This window comes from Amycolatopsis roodepoortensis (genome assembly GCF_024628825.1).
In the GTDB taxonomy this organism is placed as follows: Bacteria; Actinomycetota; Actinomycetes; order Mycobacteriales; family Pseudonocardiaceae; genus Amycolatopsis; species Amycolatopsis roodepoortensis.
In genome coordinates this window covers 1,288,092-1,306,210 of record NZ_CP102415.1, presented here as the reverse complement: position 1 = coordinate 1,306,210, position 18,119 = coordinate 1,288,092, and the positions used below count along the sequence as shown (strand labels likewise).

Genomic DNA, 18,119 nt, shown 5'->3' with positions numbered 1-18,119 from the left:
GCGCTGGATGTCCCTCGCGTCCGAGCTGCCGGACGAAAGGTGTTTAGGCGGTACCGGGCAGGGGCATCACGGTCTCGCCGTAATTCGTTCTACGCGAGGAGTCTCCGGGTGGCGTCGTTCAAGGTGAAACCCTCCAAACCGGTCGCCGTGTTCGGAGCGGTCGGTGGGATGGCGGTGCTGGTGTTCGTTCTGGTCAGCGGAACCGGCCGCGGAAACGGCTTCGTCTGGTTGTGGGCGGCCCTCTGCGTCGGGGTGGTGGGGTTCAACCTGTGGGCGGCGTTCAGCGAACGAGGCGCCACCGAAGTCGTCGAACGCAGCGCCACGGACCGGTCTTGACCGGGCTGACTCGGCGGGGCGGTGCGATCCTGGCGGTATGACGAGCAGGTCAGGGCCTCGACGAGAACTGGAGCGGATCCTGGAGAACGCCGGGCCGGGCGCGGTTCATGCCCGGACGGCGCTGGGTACCGGGCCGGTGCCCGATCGGTTGCGGGCGGCGATCCTCGCCTTGGCCTTCGCGCGAGGCGAATGCGGCAGCTGCTGCCCTTCCGACGCGGCCCGGGCGCTCGCGGACGAGTGGCGTCCGTTGCTGCCGCGGGCTCGGGAACTGGCGCGCGAACTCGCGCGGGCGGGGGAGGTGCGGTTGACCCAGGGCGCCCGGTCGCTCGACCCGGACGCGGAATGGGAGGGGCCCATCAGGATCCGGCTGGCCGGGGACGCGGATGACTGAGCCGGACCGCACCCCCGACGGGCGTTTCGTCGTGATCGGCGGCCGGCGCTGGCGCGCGACCGATCCGGAGATACCGGAGGAGACGGCGGCCCGGTTGCGCGGCCTGCTGATGCGGGCCCGCCGGGACGTCGGCGCGGCCCGGCGAGCTCAGGATCCCGAAGCCGAGCGGGAGGCCCGGGCGCGGGTGCACATCGCCAAGGTCGCCTTGGGGGAGCGTGGAACTCCGTGGTGGGAGCAGGACCAGGCGGAGCGTCGGCAGCGGTGGCAGCGCGGCCTCGACCTCTTGAGCTGAAGACCAGGACGGCGGCCGTTCAGCCCGCGGCGAGCCCGGTTCGCCGTCTCCGGCCCCCGCCGACGTACTTCGAAGCGGCCAGCCGGTTCAACAGGCCGATCCGTCCTCGGTTGGGGACCGAACGAAGCGGGTGACCGGCGAGGCCCCAATGCCCGAGAAGGGTGTTGGCCGCGGCCCAGCCGGTGGCGGCCGCGCGCTCCATGAGGGCGACCGGCAGGTCGATCCGGATGCCGTCGCCCGCGAGCGCGAGGAGCGGGTCGGGAGTCCGCACGGCCGGCCGCCGGGCGAAGTCGCCGACTCCGAACAGTGGGCAATCCTCGCGCCACAACGTGCTTTCCCCGGCCACTCGCGCGTCCCGGGTCTCCGGGTAGATCTCGTGAAGCCGTTGTTCGAGGGCTTTCTCCAAGCCGCTTTGATCCGCGGTGGCGGCCGCGTAGGCGTGCAGTTCGACGACGGAGCCGCCGGTGCGCGCCGCCCAGCGCCGTGCTTCGCCTTCGTACCGGTCGAGCAGGCTGATGTTGTCCAGCGGCGGGACGCTGCCGGTGCCGAGGAAAGGCGGACGTCGTCGCTCGACCGGCCGGTCGAGCCAGAGCCGCCGGACGAGGAAGGGCGGCGCGGTGCGCAGTTCCCCGATCGCGCGCCGCCAGGACTCGGTCGCGAGGTCCGGGGATGCGGTGACGAGGTCGCGCAGCCCGGCGATGTCGCAGGCGAGCACCACCCCGTCGAAGCCCTCCGTGCGGCCACCGGTCTCGACTTCGAAACCGTCCGGCGTCCGGCCGAGGGCGGTGACCGCCGCGCCGGTGCGGATTTCGACGCGGCGCCCGGCGAGGTAGCTCGCGAGCGGATCCCACAGTGCCTGCGGGAACGGCTCGGTCGGCACGTCGAAGACGAGTCCTTCGCTGGAGCCGAGGAAATAGAGGTGGAACATGGCCGCCAGTTCCGCGGCGGACAGGTCCCGCGGGTCGGCGAAGAAGCTGCGCGAGAACACCTCGAACGCGAGATGCCGTGCGGCCGCTGGGAAGTTGATCGCTTCGAGGAAGGTCGACGCGTCGATGTGATCGAGCCGGTGATAGGTCTCGGGCACGCTGACCGTGGCGAGTGGCAACGCCTCGCGTCCACTGAGCCGCAGGAGGTCCCTGGGGGTGAAAGTCGGGCTCCGCAAGGCGAAAACCGCCGCGTTCCAGATCGGTGTGCGAGGGAGCCCGGCGAAGGTGTCGATGCGGCCGTGCGCGTCCAACAGCGGGTAGTCGGAGAGCGGAGTGAGCCGCTCCGAATGCGGATCCGTGCGGGTCAGCAAGGTACGCAGGTTGTAGTACTGGCGGAAGAAGGCGTGGAAGCCCCGGCTCATCGTCACCGGAGTGCCGTCCGGCAGCCGCTCCCGCCAGCCGCCGACCCGGCCCCCGAGATGGTCTTCTCGTTCGAAGACGGTGACGGTGACGCCGCGTTCGGCCAGTCCGGTCGCCGCGGTGAGACCGGCGATGCCGCCGCCCACGACGGCCACCGTGGGGCGCGCGCCGAGTTGCCCGGCGTCCGCGAGGCCGCGCGACGCCGGATAGGTGACCAGGCGGCGGTCCAGGGGAGAGGTCACGGAGTCTCCTCGGGAGCTGTGCCGACGACGGTGTGCACGATGTCGCGTTGCCAGCCGGGGACGGTGGCGGTGTGGACGTCGGTGAAGCCGGCGTCGGTGAGACGGTGGGCGAGAGAGCCGATTCCGTCGAACTCGGCGACGCTGCGGCGAAGATGGCGGTAGAGCGTGGCGTCGCCGGTGACGACCTTCCCGAGAGGGATGATCACAGCCGCGCAGACCGCGTTCCAGACCCAGCGGGCTCGCCGGGAGTCCCGGACCGAGTATTCGTGCACGGCGATCCGGCCGCCCGGGCGCAGCAGGCCACGCAGGCGGCGCAACTGGCTCGTGGGGTCGGCGAGGTTGCGCAGGAGATAGGCCGCCAGTATCGCGTCGAACGGCCCCTCCACCCCCGCCAGCTCTTCCGCTGAGGTGTGGACGAACTCGACCCCTTCGGGCCAGGTCTTGTCCCGGGCTCGCGCCAGCATTTCGCGGGAGGCGTCGAACGCCGTGATCTTCGCTCCGGGTGCCGCCGCGACGAGCGCGGCGGTGGACGCGCCGGTGCCGCAGCCCGCGTCGAGCAATCGAAGGTGCTGGCCGTCGTACGGCAGATCGAGCCGCTGGGCGGACAGCAGCAGATGCCGGTGATAGCCGGGATTCGCCCGCACCAGACGGTCGTAGAAGCGGGCTTCGGTGTCGAAGGCCGACGGCACGGTGTCCCGCGGCAGGCCGTCACGCGCCAGGGCGTTCACCGCGCCTCCTCGCGTGGCCGGGACCGTTCCCACAGCAGCAAAACGGCGGTCACCAGCGCATAGCCGAAGAGGAAGTCCTCGACCGGGATGTCCCACGGGAAGCGCCAGCCGGTGACGTGCTCGGGCGCGTAGAGGACGATCGGCGCGGACAACTTCGTCAGCCAGCCGTCGACGGGGATCTGGAAGCCGAGGACGATGGCCATCGTGATCCAGTAGGCGGGTTTCCGGAACAGACCGGTCTTCAGCACGACGACCTCGGCGAGCACGACCACGACCACCGCGACGACGGCCGGAACGGTGTAACCCCAGGGAATCACCGGCGGACCGCCCGTTCGCCGCGGCGCCGGGCCACGGTGAGCGAAAGCTGGACCATTTCGTAGGTGAGCAAGCCACAGATCGGGATGACGACGAAGAACAGGATCTCCTCCAGCGGGATGGCGAACGGGGCGTGGACGCCGGTCATGAATTCCGGTGCGTAGCCCCAGACCCCGGCGGCGATCGCCAGCGCGTCCCAGACCAGGAAGACCAGCGCCACCGGGAGCAGGGCGCGGGCGAGCCGTTTCGGTTGCCGGTAGACGCGGGCGCCCGCCATTTCCAGCGGCAGGGTCACCAGGACACAGGCCGCGAGGACGATCAGGTACTCGAATTTGCCCACTCAGCTCACCGCCGCGGGGGGAGCGGGCGCCGGATGCCGCCTGCGGGCCCACTGGGAACGAGCGAATGCGCCGCAGGCGACCCCGAGCCGTCGGCGGCGTGTCACCCTCACCCGGCGGGCGAACACGTCGTGGCCTGCGTCCTCGATCCGGTCGAGGATCTCCCCGTAGAGGGTCGCGGCGGTGGCGACACAAGGGCGCGAGACCGGGTGCAGCATCGCGATTCCGGGCCGTGCCTCGGCGTAGATCCGCCGGGTGACCGCGATCTGGTCCCTGATCGCCGCCCGTACCGGTGCGTCGGCCCGGCCGTGCTCGGCGCACCAGGCCAGCCGGTCCCGGTCGACGTCGTGCACCTTGAGCTCGTCCGCGGGCAGGTAGACCCGTCCTCGCGCGAAATCCTCGGCGACGTCGCGGAGGAAGTTGGTCAGCTGGAACGCCTTGCCCAGCGCGGCCGCTCGCGGGGCGGCCTCCTCGCGGTGGGTCACCGCGCCGAGGATCGGCAGCACCTGCAGGCCGATCACCTCGGCCGAGCCGTGCACGTAGACGTCGAGGTCGTCTCGCGTGGCGTAGCCGGTGACGCTCAGATCCATCCGCATCGACGTGAGGAAGGCGCGGAAGAGGTGTTCTTCGAGCTCGTACCTGGCCGCCGTGTCGATCACCGCTCTGAGCAAGGGATCCGTACTCGTGCCCGAGGCCAGATCGGCGCGGAAGCGACCCTCCACTTCGGACAGTCGCGCGGCCAGTGACCGCGGCGTGGCGGCGGGATCCGGTTCGTCGACGATGTCGTCCAGCCATCGGGCGAAACCGTAGAGCGCGTGGACCGCGGGCCGCTGCGGCGCGGTCAGCATGCGGGTCGCCAGGAAGTACGTGCGCCCGTGGCGGGCATTGAGGCCGCGGCACCACGTATAGGCGGCACGAAGGTGTGGATCGCGGATGCCGGCGGCGTCGAGTTCGTGCTTGGTCATCGGTTCGCCTCCGCGCCGCGCATCGGTGTCCCGGTGATCCGGTCGGCGGCCAGCCTGCCGGAGATCAGCACGGTCGGGACTCCGACGCCGGGCACCGTCCCGCCGCCGGCGAGGACGACGTTTTCGGTACCGCGCGGGAAGTTCCTAGGACGGAACGGTCCGGTTTGACCGAACGAGTGCGCGTAGCCGAAGGGGGTCCCGGCGACCAGGCCGCGGTCCGCCCAATCGGCTGGGCTGATCACCTCGGTGAACTCGGGTTCGAAATCCGGCAGCAGGCGTTCCCGGGCCACGGAAAGGATCTCCTCGGCGTACGGGCCCGCATCGGCGGTCCAGTCCGCCGGGCCACGGTCGAGATTGGGTACCGGCGCGAGGATCGAGAAGAGCTGCCGCCCCGGCGGGGCGAGTCCCGGATCGGTCGCGGTGGGCCGGGTGATCAGCAGGGACGGATCGGTCATGCGGCGCCCGGTGGAGATGAGCTCGTCGAAGGTCGAAGCCCAGCCCTGCCCGAAGGAAATCGTGTGGTGGCCGATGGCGGAGTGCTCACCTGGGCCTCCGGTGTGCAGGATCAGCGCGGACGGCGCTGGCCGCAGCGGGACGGGCCGCTTCGGGTGCCGGCCGAGGAGCCGGTAGCTCTCGGGTGGCTCGGTCGTCAGCACGACGGCGTCACACGGGTGGCGTTCGCCGCCCGCGGTGCGGACCGCGCGGATCCGGCCGCCGTCCCGTTCGAGCGCGTTCACGGGGTCGCCGTAGTGGAAGACGACCCCGTTCGCCGCGGCGACGCGGGCGAGGGCCTGGGGGAGCGCCGCGACACCTCCGGGCGGGAAATACACGCCACCGACGGTGTCCATATAGGAGATGACCGCGTAGAGCGCCAGTGCCCGCATCGGCGACTCGCCCGCGTAGAGGGCCTGGAAGGTGAACACCCGCTTCAGCCGCTCGTCCGACAGGAACGAGCCGATCTTGGGATCCAGCCGCCGGAAGCCGCCGAGCGCCACCAGCCGCGCCAGTTCCGGCCGGAGCATGCCCGGCGGCGAGTCGATGTTCGAGTCGATGAACCGGGAGAACTCGGTGCGATACAGGCGAGTCAGCCATTCGCGGAGCCGGACGTAACCCGCGGCCTCCGCCGGGCCCGCGAACTCGCGGACCGCGTCCGTCATCGCCGCGGCGTCCGTGTGCACGGGCAGCGTGCTGCCGTCGGCGAACTGCGCCACGTACGCCGGGTCGAGACGGATCAGCGGCAATTCCTCGCTCAGCTCGGCGCCGACGGCGCCGAAGGTGTCCCGCAGGATCGAAGGCATGGTGAGCACCGTGGGCCCGGTGTCGAGCAGATAGCCCTTACGCTCGACGCGTCCCGCGCGGCCACCCGGACCGGGGTCGCGTTCGAGAACGGTGACCGAGCGTCCACGGCCCGCCAAGTGCAGGGCGGCCGCGAGTCCCGACAGCCCCGCTCCCACCACGACGACCCGGTCCGTGGGCCCCGGCACCGTTTTCACTGGTCGCGCTCCGTGCATTTGGTGGCCAGGACGGCCAGCGAATCCGCGGCGTGCCGAGGGAACACGGCCGGGTCGATCACGGCCTGGGCCTTCTCGGCCCGTTCCCGGATGAGCTCGCCGAGGCGTTCCCGCGCCCCGGTCGCCGTGATCAGGGCGCGCCAGCGGGCCACGGCTTCGTCGTCCACCGTCGACGGCGCGAGCAGTTCGCCGAGTTCCGCGCGCTGCCGCCGGTCGGCCATCTCGGCGGCGAGCACCACGACACTGGACGCCTTGCGATCACGGAGGTCTTGGCCCGCGGGCTTGCCGGTGACCGCCGGATCGCCGAAGACGCCGAGCAGATCGTCCCGGAACTGGAACGCCTCACCGACCAGGCCGCCGTATTCGGCGAGGGCGGCCAGGACGTCCGGCCCGCACCCCGCCAGCGCGGCGCCGAATTCGAGCGGCCTGCGGACGGTGTAGTTGCCGGACTTCCGGCGCAGGACGTCGAGCAGTGTCTCCCAGTCCGGGAGCGTCCTGGCGTCGTTCACGAGATCGGCGAGCTGCCCGACCGCCAGTTCCGCGCGCATGAGGTCGTATCGCGGCCAGCCGCGGGCCAGCGCCGCCGCGTCGAGGCCGGATTCCCGGAGCATCCGCTCCGACCAGACCAGGAAGAGATCGCCGGACAGGGTCGCCGCGGATTCCCCGAAGCGGTCGGCGGATCCGCTCCAGCCCTGTTCGGTGTGCCAGCGCGCGAACCGGACGTGCAGCGCCGGGCGGCCGCGGCGCAGCGGTGAGCCGTCCATGACGTCGTCCTGCGCCAGCGCGAAACAGTGGAGCAGTTCCAAACTCGCCGCGGCCCGCAAGGCCGCGTCCGATTCCGGTCCGCCGCATCGCCAGCCCACGTAGGCGAACATCGGGCGAAGGAATTTCCCGCCCGCGACGAACTCCGGGATGACGGTCTCGGCGAGTTCACCCTCGCCGTGGCCGGCGAAATGTTCGGCGGCCCGTGCCTCGACGAAACCGTACGCCTCGGCGAGGCAACGTCGGCCCAGGGTGTCCAGCCAGGCGGCCGGCGCCTCTTCCGCCATGATCGACGCCATCCGACCGTCCCTTCCGCCATCCGGTGATTCGATTCGCAACCGTTTCATTGCCGGTGTACCTTGTCTACTGGATCGGGTGACAGCCTCGCAACTCGAGCGGGATCCTCCGGTAGACGCCAGAAGCCGGGGTTCCCTCGAGTTCCGGGCTCAAACCCCGGATCGCTCACGAATCGAAGATGACCGCCCAGCGACGGAGGTGGCCGGGACCTCGCCACCCTCCGGGAATCCGGCGCCCCTCCCCTGAGCCGGGTTCCGGACGCCCGGCGGTGCCTGGCGGATCGGTCCCCTCCCGATCGCCCTCGGCACCGCCGGGCGTTCGTTCCTCAGTGGACGCCATACGTACCGTGTTCGAGATTCGACCGACGGTGAGCAACGTAAGCTCGGGCATCGGATGTCTTCGTGCGAAACGTGGTACTGAATGGAAGTCGACGAGGAGAACGGCCTTCGGCCCACGGGTTCGTGGACGCCCGGCAAGGTCGCCGAAGTGCTGGGCATCTCGCCGGTCACGCTCCGGACGTGGGCGACGCGGTACGGCGTGGGACCTTCACTGAGGGCCGACGGGCGTCATCGCCGGTACTCGGACGCGGACGTCCGCAGGCTCCAGCACATGCAGCGGCTGATCGACCGCGGTATCCGTGCCCGTGAGGCCGCCGCGGCCGCGTTCTCCGGCGCCGCAGCCGCGCTCCCCGAAGTCCCGGCCGACCGGCGGGTCGACGAACTGGAACGGGCCGCGGAAGATCTGGAGTTCGCCTCCATCGCCGCGTTGCTCGACGAAACGCTGGACTCGCTCGGCGCGGCGGCGACGTGGACCGACGTGCTCCTGCCCATCCTGCGGAACCTCGGCGGCCGCTGGCAGCGGGGCGACGTCTGCTTCGAATCGGAATGGGCGCTCACCACCGAGGTCTCCCTGGCGTTGCAGCGCTACGTCGCCCGATTCGCCACGGCACCTTCGGAACGCGGCGCGCTCCTCTCCTGCTGTCCGGACGAACGGCACAGCCTGCCGGTCGAGATCCTTCGCGCGTCGATGGTCGAGATCGGTATCCCCGCGGTCTATCTCGGTCAGATGGTCCCCGCGGAGACCGTCGCCGGCATGGCCTCGAAACTGGATCCGGTGCTGATCGTGCTCTGGTCGATGTCCGTCACCACGGTCGACGACCTGCTCCGCCGTCGTCTCCAGCAGCAGGGTTTCGAGGTCGTCGTCGCGGGGCCCGGCTGGGAAGGACTCGATGTGCACGGCACCCCGTGGGTCAACGATCTCGACGGCGCGCTGGAGGTCGCCGCCGAGCGGCTGAAGTCCTGAACCGTTGCGAGATCGCTCCAAGTGCCAGAGGATGGTTCCGTCGGATATCGCGGGACGGGAGAGTCTGTGGTGGATCTCAGGCGGCAGGTGCTCGAGCGGTGGCCGTCGAACTGGCCGGTCCAGCCCTTCCGGGAACCGGCCTGGGCGCGGCAGGAACCGACGTACCGGGAATGCGCTCCCGCGCTGATCGACGCCGCGGTCAAACGCGCCGACGCCCGGGTGGCGGGCAACTGGTTCGTCGTCGCGGCGAGCCGTGAAATCCGTGCGGACAAGCCACTCGGCCTGCGGGCGGGCGGCCGGGAACTGGTCGCCTGGCGCGGTCCGGACGGTGCCCTGACCATCGGTCCCGGTGCCTGTCCTCATCTGGGCGCTCCGCTGGCGGAGGCGCGTGTCCATTGTGGAGAGTTGGTCTGCCGATGGCACGGCCTTCGGGTCGGGTCCGATCGGCCGGGCTGGACGTCGTTGCCGTCCTATGACGACGGTGTGCTCGCCTGGGTCCGCCTCGATCGCTTCGGCGGTGAGGCTCCGACGGAACGGCCGGTCGTGCCGGACCGCCCGCTAGGAGACCTCGCGGTCGACGCGGTCGCGACGCTGACCGGGATCTGTGAACCGATGGACGTCGTCGCGAACCGGCTCGACCCTTGGCACGGCGCCTGGTTCCACCCGTATTCCTTCACGCGGCTGCGGGTTGTTTCGGCGCCGCAAGGAAACGAGGTCGCCGACGCGGACGACAAGTTCGTGGTCGAAGTGACCTTCCGGCTCGCCGGGAAGCTGGGCGTGCCGGTGATCGCCGAATTCACCTGCCCCGAGCCTCGGACCGTGCTGATGACCATCGTCGAAGGCGAGGGCACCGGAAGCGTGGTGGAGACGCATGCCACCCCGCTCGGAACCGGCCCGGACGGCCGTCCGCGCACCGCCGTGATCGAGGCGACGATCGCGACCTCCGAACGTCCTGGGTTCGCGAAGGCCGCCCGGATCGCCCCGGCACTGCGGCCTTTGATGCGCCGGGCGTCCGCGCGGCTGTGGCGGGACGATCTCGCGTACGCGGAACGCCGCTACGCCTTGCGAGCAGGACACGTCTGAGTTCGCGTCCACCGTGACACCGAGGAGCGTTTCCGATGCCTGTGCACGAAACCGAAGTCGTGGTCATCGGTGCCGGACTCGCCGGTCTCTCGGCCGCGCTGCACCTTCACCGCGCAGGCGTCGTCTGCACCGTCCTGGAGGCCGGGGACGAGGTCGGTGGCCGCGTGCGGACCGACGTCGTCGACGGCTTCCGGCTGGACCGCGGCTTCCAGATCCTCAATCCCGCGTACCCCGCGATCCAGCGCTTGGTGGACGTCGACGCGCTGCGGCTGGGCAGGTTCTGGCGCGCGGTCCGGGTGGCCGACGACGACCGGCTCAGCCTCCTCGGAAACCCGCTCGACACACCCAAGGCGCTGCGGGACGTCGCGGCTAGGCGCTATCTGTCGGCGAAGGACCTAGCCGCGCTCGGTGCCTTCACCGCGCGGGCGGCGGGCGGTCCGGCGCGGTCGATCGTCCAGGGACGCGACGGCACGACCGCCGACGAACTGCGCGGTGCGGGATTGTCGGACCGCGCGGTGGAAACCGTGCTCCGCCCGTTCCTGTCCGGGGTCTTCCTGGAGGCCGGGTTGAGTACCTCCTCGCGGTTCTTCCGGCTCGTCTGGCGCAGTTTCCTGCGATCCGCGCCGTCGTTGCCGTCGCTGGGCATGGGCGAGCTGCCCCGGCAACTCGCCCGGCTGCTGCCCGTTTCCGCGGTGCGGACCGGAACGCGCGTCGAGCGAGTCGGCGACGGTGAGGTACGCACCTCCGGCGGAGACGTCTGGACCGCGCGCGCCGTCGTCGTCGCCACGGACGGCACCACCGCCGCGGGCCTGGTCGACGGCGTCCCCGAACCGCGGTGGAACAGCGTCACGACTTGGTATTTCGCGCCACCACGGTCACCGTTGCGAGAGCCGGTCATCGTGGTCGACGCCCGCGGCGGCCCGATCCTCAACACCTCTGTACTGAGCGAGGTCTGCCCGGCTTACGCCCCGGAAGGCTCGGCGCTCGTCAGCGCCTCGGCGCTCATGCCGCTCGGGGAATCGGAAGTGCGGCGGGAACTGAGCCGGATGTACCGTGTGGACGCTTCGCGCTGGCCGTTGGTCGCGCGCTACGAGATCCCCCGCGCGCTCCCGGCCATGCCTCCGCCGCACGACGTCCGCGGCGAGATCCGGTTCGGTGAACGGCTTTACGTCTGCGGGGATCACCGCGACACCAGTTCGCTGCAGGGCGCGCTCGCCTCCGGGGGACGGACCGCTCGCGCGGTGCTACGGGACCTGTGAGGCGATTTCCCGGATCGCGTCCGACAGCCGCGGATACACCGGCACCCGCACGTCGAGGCCGAAGAGCCGCAAGATCCTGAGGTCCGTCGGCGACGAACTGACCAAGGCCAGCCGACGGCGCTCGTGACCGGCCCGGGTGACGGCGGCCTCCAGCACCTGAAGCCCCGCCACGCCGAGAAAGGTCACCCGGGACAGATCGATCACCGTCCGATCGTGGAGGTTCCCGTCCAGATGCCGGTCCAGTAGCGGGGCTGTGCTCGCGTCCAGCTCGCCGGTCACGGTGAGGATCAGCAGACCGGTGGCGTGCTCGTGCCCCAGTACGGGGGCAGGTGTTTTTCGGTGCGGTGATGGCATGGAGGTCTCCTCGGGAAGCGGTATGACGCGCACTTCGAGTGCCCGCAGCAGCACGTCGCCGGACGCACCCGGTCTTCGGCCGGACGGTGCGAGGCCGGGCAAGGTCGCCGAACACGCGAAGCTGCGAGTTGAACCTCACGTGCTCTCACCGTACGTCGCCGGAGCCGCCTCCGCAGTCTGCGGGACAAGGAAATCCGACGCGGTGAATCGGTCTCGAATCGGTTTGCGACGGGTGGTGGCGGGTAAGCCGATCGTGATGGCCGCGCACGTGTGCTCCGGGAAGAACCGGGGTAACCGGCCACTGATTCATCCGGATCATGGGAAAGGGAATCGACATGAGCCTGAACGACGACGACATCTCCACCACCTCGGGCGAGGACCGGGAAGGACCGGCCGACGCCGGTGCCGGCCAGGGGACTCCCGGCGAACACGACGGCGGGGCCGACGGTGGCGCCGAGGGGCCTGCCGATTCCGGCGCCGGCGAAGGCACCGCGGGCCAGCACGACGGTGGAGCCGACGGCGGCGCCGACAGTGGCGCGAGCTGAGCTGAGCGGGCCGTCCACCGGCTCCGGGGAAAGCGTCCCGGAGCCGGTGGACGGCCACGTGCCGACAAGTGTCCTGTCGCGTCTGGTCGGTTCCGACGTCGCGGAGTTCGCCACCCGGCACTGGGGCAGGGAACCGTTGCTGCGGCGAACCGGCGGCGACTTCGGTGATCTGCTCGATCTGGACGGCGTCGACGAAATGCTGTCCCGCCGCGGGTTGCGGACGCCGTTCCTGCGGCTGGCCCGCGACGGGGCGGTGGTCGATTCCCGTTCGTTCACCGGTGGAGCCGGTGTCGGCGCGGAAATCGGCGACCAGGTCCGTGACGACCGGGTCGCCGCCCTGTTCGCCGAAGGCAGCACCATCGTGCTCCAGGGATTGCACCGCATCTGGCCTGCCATCATCGACTTCACCACGCGGTTGACCGGCGAACTCGGCCACCCCGCGCAGGTCAACGCCTACATCACCCCGCCGTCGTCGCAGGGCTTCTCGGCGCACTACGACGTGCACGATGTCTTCGTGCTTCAGGCGGCGGGCCGCAAGCGGTGGAAGGTGCACGCGCCCGTCCACCCGTCGCCTCTGCGTGACCAGCCGTGGGGCGAGCACGCCGACGCCGTCGCCGGACGGGCCCGCGACGATGCTCCGGTCATCGACGAAGTCCTCGCGCCCGGGGACGTGCTGTATCTGCCTCGCGGCTGGCTGCATTCGGCGACGGCGCTGGGTGACGTCTCCGCGCATCTGACCGTCGGCGTCCACGTGATCACCGCCTTCGCCCTGGTGGAAGCGCTCACCGCGCTCGCCGGTTCCGAGGAACGGCTGCGCAAATCGCTCCCGCTGGGGATCGACGTCGCGGACCCGAGCCTGTTGGAAGCCCATGTCGAGTCCGTCCGGGAAGACCTGATCGCCGCCCTGCGGGCGGTGCCCGGCGACGCCGTCGCGCGGCACGTCCGGGACAGGACATGGCGCGGAAATCGTCCGGAACCGCTGGCGCCGATCGCGACGGCCAGGTTCGTGCTGGGCCTCGGCGACGGGGATTCGGTGCGGCGTCGCGACGGCTTGCGCTTCCGTATCGGTGGGCCGGCGGACGGCCGGATCGTTCTCGAACTCCCGGATCGCCGCCTCTCGTTGCCTGCCTCCACCTCGACCGCCTTGGCGGCGCTGCTGGACGGAAGGACGTGGCGGCTGGGAGAGATCCCGGGAATGGACCGGGCCGACCAGCTCGTACTCGTGCGCCGCCTGCTCCGGGAAGGCGTGCTGATGGCCTCGACCGCATGACCGCGGCGCAACGGTGCGCGGAACTGGCCGAAGCCGCGGGCGATCCCGGGGAAGGAACGGCCCCGCCCGCGGAGCATTGGCTCCTGATCGAGCATCCGGGCCCGTGGGGCCGGTTCGCGCTCAAGGAGTCCGGGATCGATCCGGCGGCGGTCGCCCACCTCGGTTCGTGGGCGGCGCGGGTCGGTGGCCGGATCGCTCTGGTCCGCCGGGTCGCCCGGCGTCCGTCCACTCGCGACCGTCCCTTCCGCTGGTTCCGGGTCGACGCTCGCCCCGGCCACGAGCAGATCCGGACCGGGGAATTCACCGACGCCGCGGAACTCTCCCGCGTCACCTCCGCGGCGGGGAGCGTGTGGCCGGAACCCCTCGCGCTGGTATGCGTCCACGGCAGACACGACACCTGCTGCGCGGTGCGCGGCCGTTCGCTCGCGACCGCGCTGGCGGCGGAGTTCCCCGGGGCCACCTGGGAATGCAGCCACCTCGGCGGCTGCCGCTTCGCTCCCTCGATGGTGTTGCTGCCACACGGTTTCACCTTCGGCGGCCTGCGTCCGGACGACGCGATCGGTCTCTATCACCAGTACGTGGACGGCATCCTCGATCCCAGGTTCCTGCGTGGCCGTTCCTCGTATCCGCCGATCGTCCAAGCGGCTCACCACCACGCCCGCGCCGCCACGGGCGCCGCTGGAATCGACGATCTCCGGCTGACGAAGACCACGCGTGCAGGTGATACCTGGCAGGTGGGCTTCGCCGAACCCGACTGCACCGTGTACCTGCGCGAAGGCCGAATCCCGGCGGGCAGGCGGCTCACGTGCGCGTCCGAGCCCGTGCGGACGATAAGAGTGTTCGAATTGGTGGATCTCCGGTACTGACCGGGGGCCGCCAGGAAGGTGGGGAGCCCATGGGGGAGCAGTGGTGGTGGGGCGCGATCGGCGCGGTGATGGTCGTCGGCGGCTTGCTGATGCGCCGGCCGAGCGACCGGAAGTGGCGATCGTTCGCCGTCGGGATCGTCACGTCGGCGGGCTGGATGCTGGTCGCCCTGTTCGTGATCGCGCCGCTGATCCCGGCGAACGTACTCGGGATCACGATCCTGATCGTGATCGTGCTGGGCGTCCTCGCGGTTCCGCTGATAGTCCGGCTCGGTGCCGTTTCGCGCACAAGCCGCGGGGTACCCGGCCGCATGACCGAATACCGGCACACCGCGACCATCGAGATGCCCGCCGCGGATCTGTTCGCCTACTTGCGAGAGCCGCGGAACCTGCCTCGCTACTTCCCTCGGATGAGTCGTGCCGAGCCTGAAGGCGGCGAGGCGGTGCACGTCGAAGCCGACGTCCACGGTGAACATGTGGAAGGCGAGGCGTGGCTGAAGGTCGACGAGGCCAATCGTTCACTGCGCTGGGGAGCCCAAGGGCCACACGACTATCAGGGGGAACTGTCGATCGAGGACGCCGGTCCCGCGGCGTCCCGCCTCACGGTGACACTGCACAGCGTCCGGGACGCGGATGACGAGGACGTGCAGCGCGGGCTCGAGGAGACCGTTGCCGCGCTGGCGCACACCGTGACCGCCGATGCCGATGTGGACGCCGCCGAAAAAGAAGGAGGCTGGGCGGGACACCGGGATTCGTGACGGCCTCAGGTGCGGAACGGCCGCGACCCTGATCCGGGTCGCGGCCGTCATCGCACTCGCTCCTCACGAAGCGTTGTCGTCGATCAGTAGGGCCGGACGGTCCATCGCTGGTGCGCCTGACCGCTGTCCACCTGCTGGACGACGGCGGTGGCGTTGGGGTCCGCGCCACCCGCGGCTTCGACGATCTTCGCCGAATGCACGCTGCGCAGGGCGACCGAGCCGTCCGCGGTGGTGGTGAACTCCCACTGCTGCGTCGTCCCGTTGTGGCACTGGTACTGGACGATCGAGTTGCCGTTGTGCAGTTCGCCGTACCGCAGGTCGAGGCACTTCCCCGAGTGGCGGTTCTTCAGGACGTAGACGTTGTTGCCGAGATGGGTCACGTCCCAAAGCTGCTTGACACCGCCGACGCAGTCCCACAGTTCCATGCCGGCGAGGTCGTTCAACGCGCCTTCCCCGATGAGACCGGCCGTCTGGATGCAGCGGCCAGACTTGGCTCCCCTGAGATCGACCGTCTTGTGGGGGACCGCCGCGACCCGGTATGCGACGGTCGAGCCGGTCTCATTGCTCCAGTCGATCCGGCCGTTCTGGAACAGGTTGCGCCTGCCCATGGGGAGGGCGGTCTCGTCGGACTTCGGGTAGCCGAGGTACGAACGCTCGGCCCCCAGCGACTTGTACTTCGCGCTGATGCTCCCGTAGACCAGGCGTGCGCCGGTGCTGGGATGCCAGTAGATCGAGCCCGAACCGACGGCGAAGTCGGCGACCTTGCCCACACCGTCCGAAGTGGACCGGATATCGCCCGTCGGATTCCCGAGAGGACCGGTCTCGTAACCGTGCTCGGCGAACTTCCGGTGGATGTCACCGTTGATCGCGACGGTTCCGTTGCGGGTGATGTACACCGAGCCCGACGTGAAGCGCTGCATGGGGCTGGCGTCGGGGCCGTAGGTGCCGGCGTCCGCCAGGGGATAACCCATGCCCGCCTCGAAGCCCATGGCGGCGAACTTCCGGTGGAGCTCACCCTTGACCTGCCGGATCGCGCTACCGGGCACGTAGTAGATGGTGCCCGCGGCGAACCGGCTGTAGCGGACGTTCGTGCCACTGACGGTGCCCTCGTCGGCGAGCGGGTAGCCGTAGGGACCCGTTTCCCCGCCCGAATTCGCCCAGATCTCCCCGATCAGGCCGAAGACGATGTGGACACCCGTCGACGCGCTCCACACGATGTGGAGGTGCGGCCCGCCCATCGTGGGTTTGACGACCCGCAGGACCTGGCCGTTGCCGTCCTTGGTCGGCACCTGGTCGGTCATCGCGCCGCCGACGCCGGCGGGCCCGCCGAGTGCCAGTAGCTTGTCGAGGACCGGTCCGTTGTAGACCGCCTGCACCGCGAAGCGCTGAGTGGTCCCGTCGTTCCCGGCGGTGAGGTAGAGCCTGCCCCGTTCGTACAACCGGTGGCCGAGGCCGACCCCGTTGGAAGTCCCTTCGGGAACGAAGTCGCCGACGGGCTTGCCGAGCTTGTCGCGCAGCGGCTGCTCCGCGGCGTAGCGCCGGTCGATCGGGTGCGGGGCCAGCGGAGCCTCGGCGTGCCACTTCGTCGCGATCGCATAGGCGTCGTCATCGATCGCGCCGGTGACGAACAGGTACTTGGCGGAACTGCGCGAGGGGCGGATGGAGACGCTGGAGGCGTCGCCCCGCACGCACCAGGTCGCGTCACCCTTGAAGGCGTTGGAGCCGTCGGTCGGGTCGACGTAGGCCCGCACACGTTGCGACTGCGGGGGGATCATCGCCGTGTTCGCCGCGGAAGACGCTCCCGAACGCCAGCGAAGGTAGTGGTTGGGGCGGCTGACCGACTGGAACGAGAAGCACTCGGGATTGCTCAGCCCCGGCTCGATCCTCCACCGCGCCTCCGGACGGTCGCCCGGCTGCCACTGCTCGAGCACGACGTCGCCGTTGCGGTCGGTGAGGTAGACGTCGACACCGCTGTACGCGTCGACCCGCAAGGTCTGGACCAGGTTCTCGTACTGGCCGGTGCGAAGGAACTTCTCGCGATCGCTGCGCTTGGCGGCGAGTGCCGCGTCCGCGGCGGCGACCAGCGCCGGCCGGATCAGCTGGTTCGCCGCGCGCGTGCGCAGTTCGGTGATCAGCCGGATGTACTCCTGGTCGCGTTTGGCGAGCTCGTTGACGATGTCCCGCAGGTGCGCTTCCTCGGCACCCTGGTTGATGAAGAAGGCCCAGTCGGCGGGGTCGAGGCTGCCGACGGCGTCTTCGGCGGCGCCGTGGACCTCGGTGTCACGGGGGACCGACTTCCAGATTTCGACGACGAAATCCCGGTCCTTCAGGTTGATCAGGTACTCCAGCCGCGCCGGGGGCACGGATCCCAGCGTGTGCGACACGGCGTTCGCCTTGGCGGCCTTCGCTCGTTCAGCGGCCTTGGCCGCTTCGTCCTTGGTGGCGTCGTCCTGGATGACCCGGTCGACGTCCTTCTTGTGCTCGGCGAAGAGCACGACGGTCAGGAAGCGCCACTGATCGTCCGCGGTACCCCGCAGTGCCGCGCGGGCGGCCTCCTTGACGGCCATGTCCTTGTAGCCGTCGGCGTTGAGTTCCAAGTGGACGATGAAGTCGAAGATCGACTTCGCCAGGACGGTGTTGTCCACCGGGATGCCGAGGGTCGAGGCGGCCAGCGCCTTGGCGGCGCGTTCCTGCTCCTGCTGCTGACGGCGGTCGGTGACGATCTTCTGGTCTTCCCGGTGCGCGTCGTGGATCCCGACCTTGATCCACTGCGTGGACGCCGCCTCGCCGTCGGCGGCGAGCGCGGCGATGGCCGTCTCCTTGAGCTTCTGGTGCTCGGGTTCGAGCGGATGCTGCTTGTCGATGTCGTCGGCCGCGTAATACATCGCGGCGACGAAGCCCCGGTCGCTGAGGACCAGGAGATCGGGTCCGGCCACGATCTTCAGGACGGCGGCGGCGTTGCCCTTGTCGATGTCCGTGGACTGCGCGGCTGCCGACGGCGCCGATGGCGGGGCGGCGGAGGCCGTGACGGGTGCCGCGACGCCCGCCGTCGTCGCGACGATCGCGGTGGCGATGATCAATCTCTTGAAAACCCCTCTTCGCCGTGCCGATGGCACGCCGGAGGGACCCCAGTATTCGTTCAAGACATCCTCTCCTTGGATG

Annotated in this window: 19 protein-coding genes; 10 read left to right on the top strand and 9 right to left on the bottom strand. The window is 70.3% G+C overall.

Annotated elements, in window-relative coordinates; genetic code table 11:
- Positions 1–108 precede the first annotated feature (108 nt).
- Genes NQK81_RS06155 through NQK81_RS06145 form a run of 3 tightly spaced genes read left to right on the top strand, consistent with a single transcriptional unit; the run spans position 109 to position 1,019 of the window.
- Positions 109–336: a hypothetical protein gene (locus tag NQK81_RS06155; RefSeq protein ID WP_257487433.1), complete on the top strand. Its 228-nt coding sequence runs from the start codon at positions 109–111 to the stop codon at positions 334–336.
- A gap of 37 nt (positions 337–373) precedes the next feature.
- Positions 374–727, top strand: a complete 354-nt coding sequence (locus NQK81_RS06150) for a DUF3253 domain-containing protein (RefSeq protein ID WP_257487432.1) — start codon at positions 374–376, stop codon at positions 725–727.
- On the top strand, positions 720–1,019 hold the full coding sequence (locus tag NQK81_RS06145; RefSeq protein WP_257487431.1) for a hypothetical protein: 300 nt from the start codon (positions 720–722) through the stop codon (positions 1,017–1,019). The genes NQK81_RS06150 and NQK81_RS06145 overlap by 8 nt, the downstream gene beginning before the upstream one ends.
- Positions 1,020–1,038: 19 nt before the next feature.
- Here the strand turns inward: NQK81_RS06145 and NQK81_RS06140 are convergent, their stop codons facing one another.
- Genes NQK81_RS06140 through NQK81_RS06110 form a run of 7 tightly spaced genes read right to left on the bottom strand, consistent with a single transcriptional unit; the run spans position 1,039 to position 7,525 of the window.
- Positions 1,039–2,607 carry an FAD-dependent oxidoreductase gene (locus NQK81_RS06140; RefSeq protein ID WP_257487430.1) on the bottom strand — a complete coding sequence of 523 codons (1,569 nt, stop codon included), beginning with the start codon at positions 2,605–2,607 and terminating at the stop codon, positions 1,039–1,041.
- A complete protein-coding gene (locus NQK81_RS06135) occupies positions 2,604–3,335 on the bottom strand; it encodes a class I SAM-dependent methyltransferase (RefSeq protein ID WP_257487429.1) in 732 nt (243 codons plus the stop codon). Before NQK81_RS06135 ends, NQK81_RS06140 begins: the two co-directional genes overlap by 4 nt.
- Positions 3,332–3,652 (bottom strand): lycopene cyclase domain-containing protein, encoded by a 321-nt coding sequence (locus NQK81_RS06130; RefSeq protein ID WP_126731003.1) that lies wholly within the window; start codon positions 3,650–3,652, stop codon positions 3,332–3,334. The genes NQK81_RS06135 and NQK81_RS06130 overlap by 4 nt, the downstream gene beginning before the upstream one ends.
- Positions 3,649–3,990, bottom strand: coding sequence for a lycopene cyclase domain-containing protein (locus NQK81_RS06125; RefSeq protein WP_126731004.1), 342 nt, complete (start codon positions 3,988–3,990; stop codon positions 3,649–3,651). Before NQK81_RS06125 ends, NQK81_RS06130 begins: the two co-directional genes overlap by 4 nt.
- Positions 3,991–4,953: a phytoene/squalene synthase family protein gene (locus tag NQK81_RS06120; RefSeq protein WP_257487428.1), complete on the bottom strand. Its 963-nt coding sequence runs from the start codon at positions 4,951–4,953 to the stop codon at positions 3,991–3,993.
- Positions 4,950–6,446 carry a phytoene desaturase family protein gene (gene crtI / locus NQK81_RS06115; RefSeq protein ID WP_257487427.1) on the bottom strand — a complete coding sequence of 499 codons (1,497 nt, stop codon included), beginning with the start codon at positions 6,444–6,446 and terminating at the stop codon, positions 4,950–4,952. The genes NQK81_RS06120 and crtI overlap by 4 nt, the downstream gene beginning before the upstream one ends.
- Positions 6,443–7,525 (bottom strand): polyprenyl synthetase family protein, encoded by a 1,083-nt coding sequence (locus NQK81_RS06110; protein ID WP_257487426.1) that lies wholly within the window; start codon positions 7,523–7,525, stop codon positions 6,443–6,445. Before NQK81_RS06110 ends, crtI begins: the two co-directional genes overlap by 4 nt.
- A gap of 418 nt (positions 7,526–7,943) precedes the next feature.
- On the opposite strand from NQK81_RS06110, the gene NQK81_RS06105 reads away from it, so the two are divergent.
- The 3 genes from NQK81_RS06105 to NQK81_RS06095 all read left to right on the top strand — a co-directional run bounded on the left by NQK81_RS06105 (position 7,944) and on the right by NQK81_RS06095 (position 11,167).
- Complete coding sequence (locus tag NQK81_RS06105) at positions 7,944–8,825, top strand: MerR family transcriptional regulator (RefSeq protein ID WP_257487425.1); 882 nt, start codon at positions 7,944–7,946, stop codon at positions 8,823–8,825.
- 69 nt (positions 8,826–8,894) lie between these two features.
- Positions 8,895–9,908 carry a Rieske (2Fe-2S) protein gene (locus NQK81_RS06100; protein ID WP_257489705.1) on the top strand — a complete coding sequence of 338 codons (1,014 nt, stop codon included), beginning with the start codon at positions 8,895–8,897 and terminating at the stop codon, positions 9,906–9,908.
- Between the two features lie 35 nt (positions 9,909–9,943).
- A complete protein-coding gene (locus tag NQK81_RS06095; RefSeq protein ID WP_257487424.1) occupies positions 9,944–11,167 on the top strand; it encodes an NAD(P)/FAD-dependent oxidoreductase in 1,224 nt (407 codons plus the stop codon).
- Here NQK81_RS06095 and NQK81_RS06090 read toward each other — a convergent pair.
- Positions 11,153–11,521 carry an STAS domain-containing protein gene (locus NQK81_RS06090; protein ID WP_257487423.1) on the bottom strand — a complete coding sequence of 123 codons (369 nt, stop codon included), beginning with the start codon at positions 11,519–11,521 and terminating at the stop codon, positions 11,153–11,155. The two genes, NQK81_RS06095 and NQK81_RS06090, sit on opposite strands and share 15 nt — an antisense overlap.
- A gap of 335 nt (positions 11,522–11,856) precedes the next feature.
- Here NQK81_RS06090 and NQK81_RS06085 point away from each other — a divergent pair, with 335 nt between their 5' ends.
- The 4 genes from NQK81_RS06085 to NQK81_RS06070 are packed head-to-tail and all read left to right on the top strand — an operon-like array spanning position 11,857 to position 14,957.
- A complete protein-coding gene (locus NQK81_RS06085; RefSeq protein WP_126731016.1) occupies positions 11,857–12,066 on the top strand; it encodes a hypothetical protein in 210 nt (69 codons plus the stop codon).
- Entirely contained in the window at positions 12,053–13,336 is a 1,284-nt protein-coding gene (locus NQK81_RS06080; RefSeq protein ID WP_257487422.1) for a cupin domain-containing protein, read from the top strand. Before NQK81_RS06085 ends, NQK81_RS06080 begins: the two co-directional genes overlap by 14 nt.
- Positions 13,333–14,202: a sucrase ferredoxin gene (locus NQK81_RS06075; RefSeq protein WP_257487421.1), complete on the top strand. Its 870-nt coding sequence runs from the start codon at positions 13,333–13,335 to the stop codon at positions 14,200–14,202. The genes NQK81_RS06080 and NQK81_RS06075 overlap by 4 nt, the downstream gene beginning before the upstream one ends.
- Before the next feature lie 29 nt (positions 14,203–14,231).
- Positions 14,232–14,957, top strand: a complete 726-nt coding sequence (locus NQK81_RS06070) for an SRPBCC family protein (protein ID WP_257487420.1) — start codon at positions 14,232–14,234, stop codon at positions 14,955–14,957.
- A gap of 83 nt (positions 14,958–15,040) precedes the next feature.
- On the opposite strand, the gene NQK81_RS06065 is transcribed toward NQK81_RS06070, so the two are convergent.
- Positions 15,041–18,037, bottom strand: coding sequence for an RICIN domain-containing protein (locus NQK81_RS06065; RefSeq protein WP_257487419.1), 2,997 nt, complete (start codon positions 18,035–18,037; stop codon positions 15,041–15,043).
- Positions 18,038–18,119 lie beyond the last annotated feature (82 nt).

Excerpts from the sequence above, each read along its gene's own strand:
- NQK81_RS06085 (WP_126731016.1), top strand. The coding sequence starts at position 11,857 with ATGAGCCTGAACGACGACGACATCTCCACCACCTCGGGCGAGGACCGG.
- NQK81_RS06105 (WP_257487425.1), top strand. The coding sequence starts at position 7,944 with ATGGAAGTCGACGAGGAGAACGGCCTTCGGCCCACGGGTTCGTGGACG.
- NQK81_RS06120 (WP_257487428.1), bottom strand. The coding sequence starts at position 4,953 with ATGACCAAGCACGAACTCGACGCCGCCGGCATCCGCGATCCACACCTT.
- NQK81_RS06070 (WP_257487420.1), top strand. The coding sequence starts at position 14,232 with ATGGGGGAGCAGTGGTGGTGGGGCGCGATCGGCGCGGTGATGGTCGTC.
- NQK81_RS06150 (WP_257487432.1), top strand. The coding sequence starts at position 374 with ATGACGAGCAGGTCAGGGCCTCGACGAGAACTGGAGCGGATCCTGGAG.
- NQK81_RS06110 (WP_257487426.1), bottom strand. The coding sequence starts at position 7,525 with ATGGCGTCGATCATGGCGGAAGAGGCGCCGGCCGCCTGGCTGGACACC.
- NQK81_RS06145 (WP_257487431.1), top strand. The coding sequence starts at position 720 with ATGACTGAGCCGGACCGCACCCCCGACGGGCGTTTCGTCGTGATCGGC.
- NQK81_RS06075 (WP_257487421.1), top strand. The coding sequence starts at position 13,333 with ATGACCGCGGCGCAACGGTGCGCGGAACTGGCCGAAGCCGCGGGCGAT.
- NQK81_RS06090 (WP_257487423.1), bottom strand. The coding sequence starts at position 11,521 with ATGCCATCACCGCACCGAAAAACACCTGCCCCCGTACTGGGGCACGAG.
- NQK81_RS06095 (WP_257487424.1), top strand. The coding sequence starts at position 9,944 with ATGCCTGTGCACGAAACCGAAGTCGTGGTCATCGGTGCCGGACTCGCC.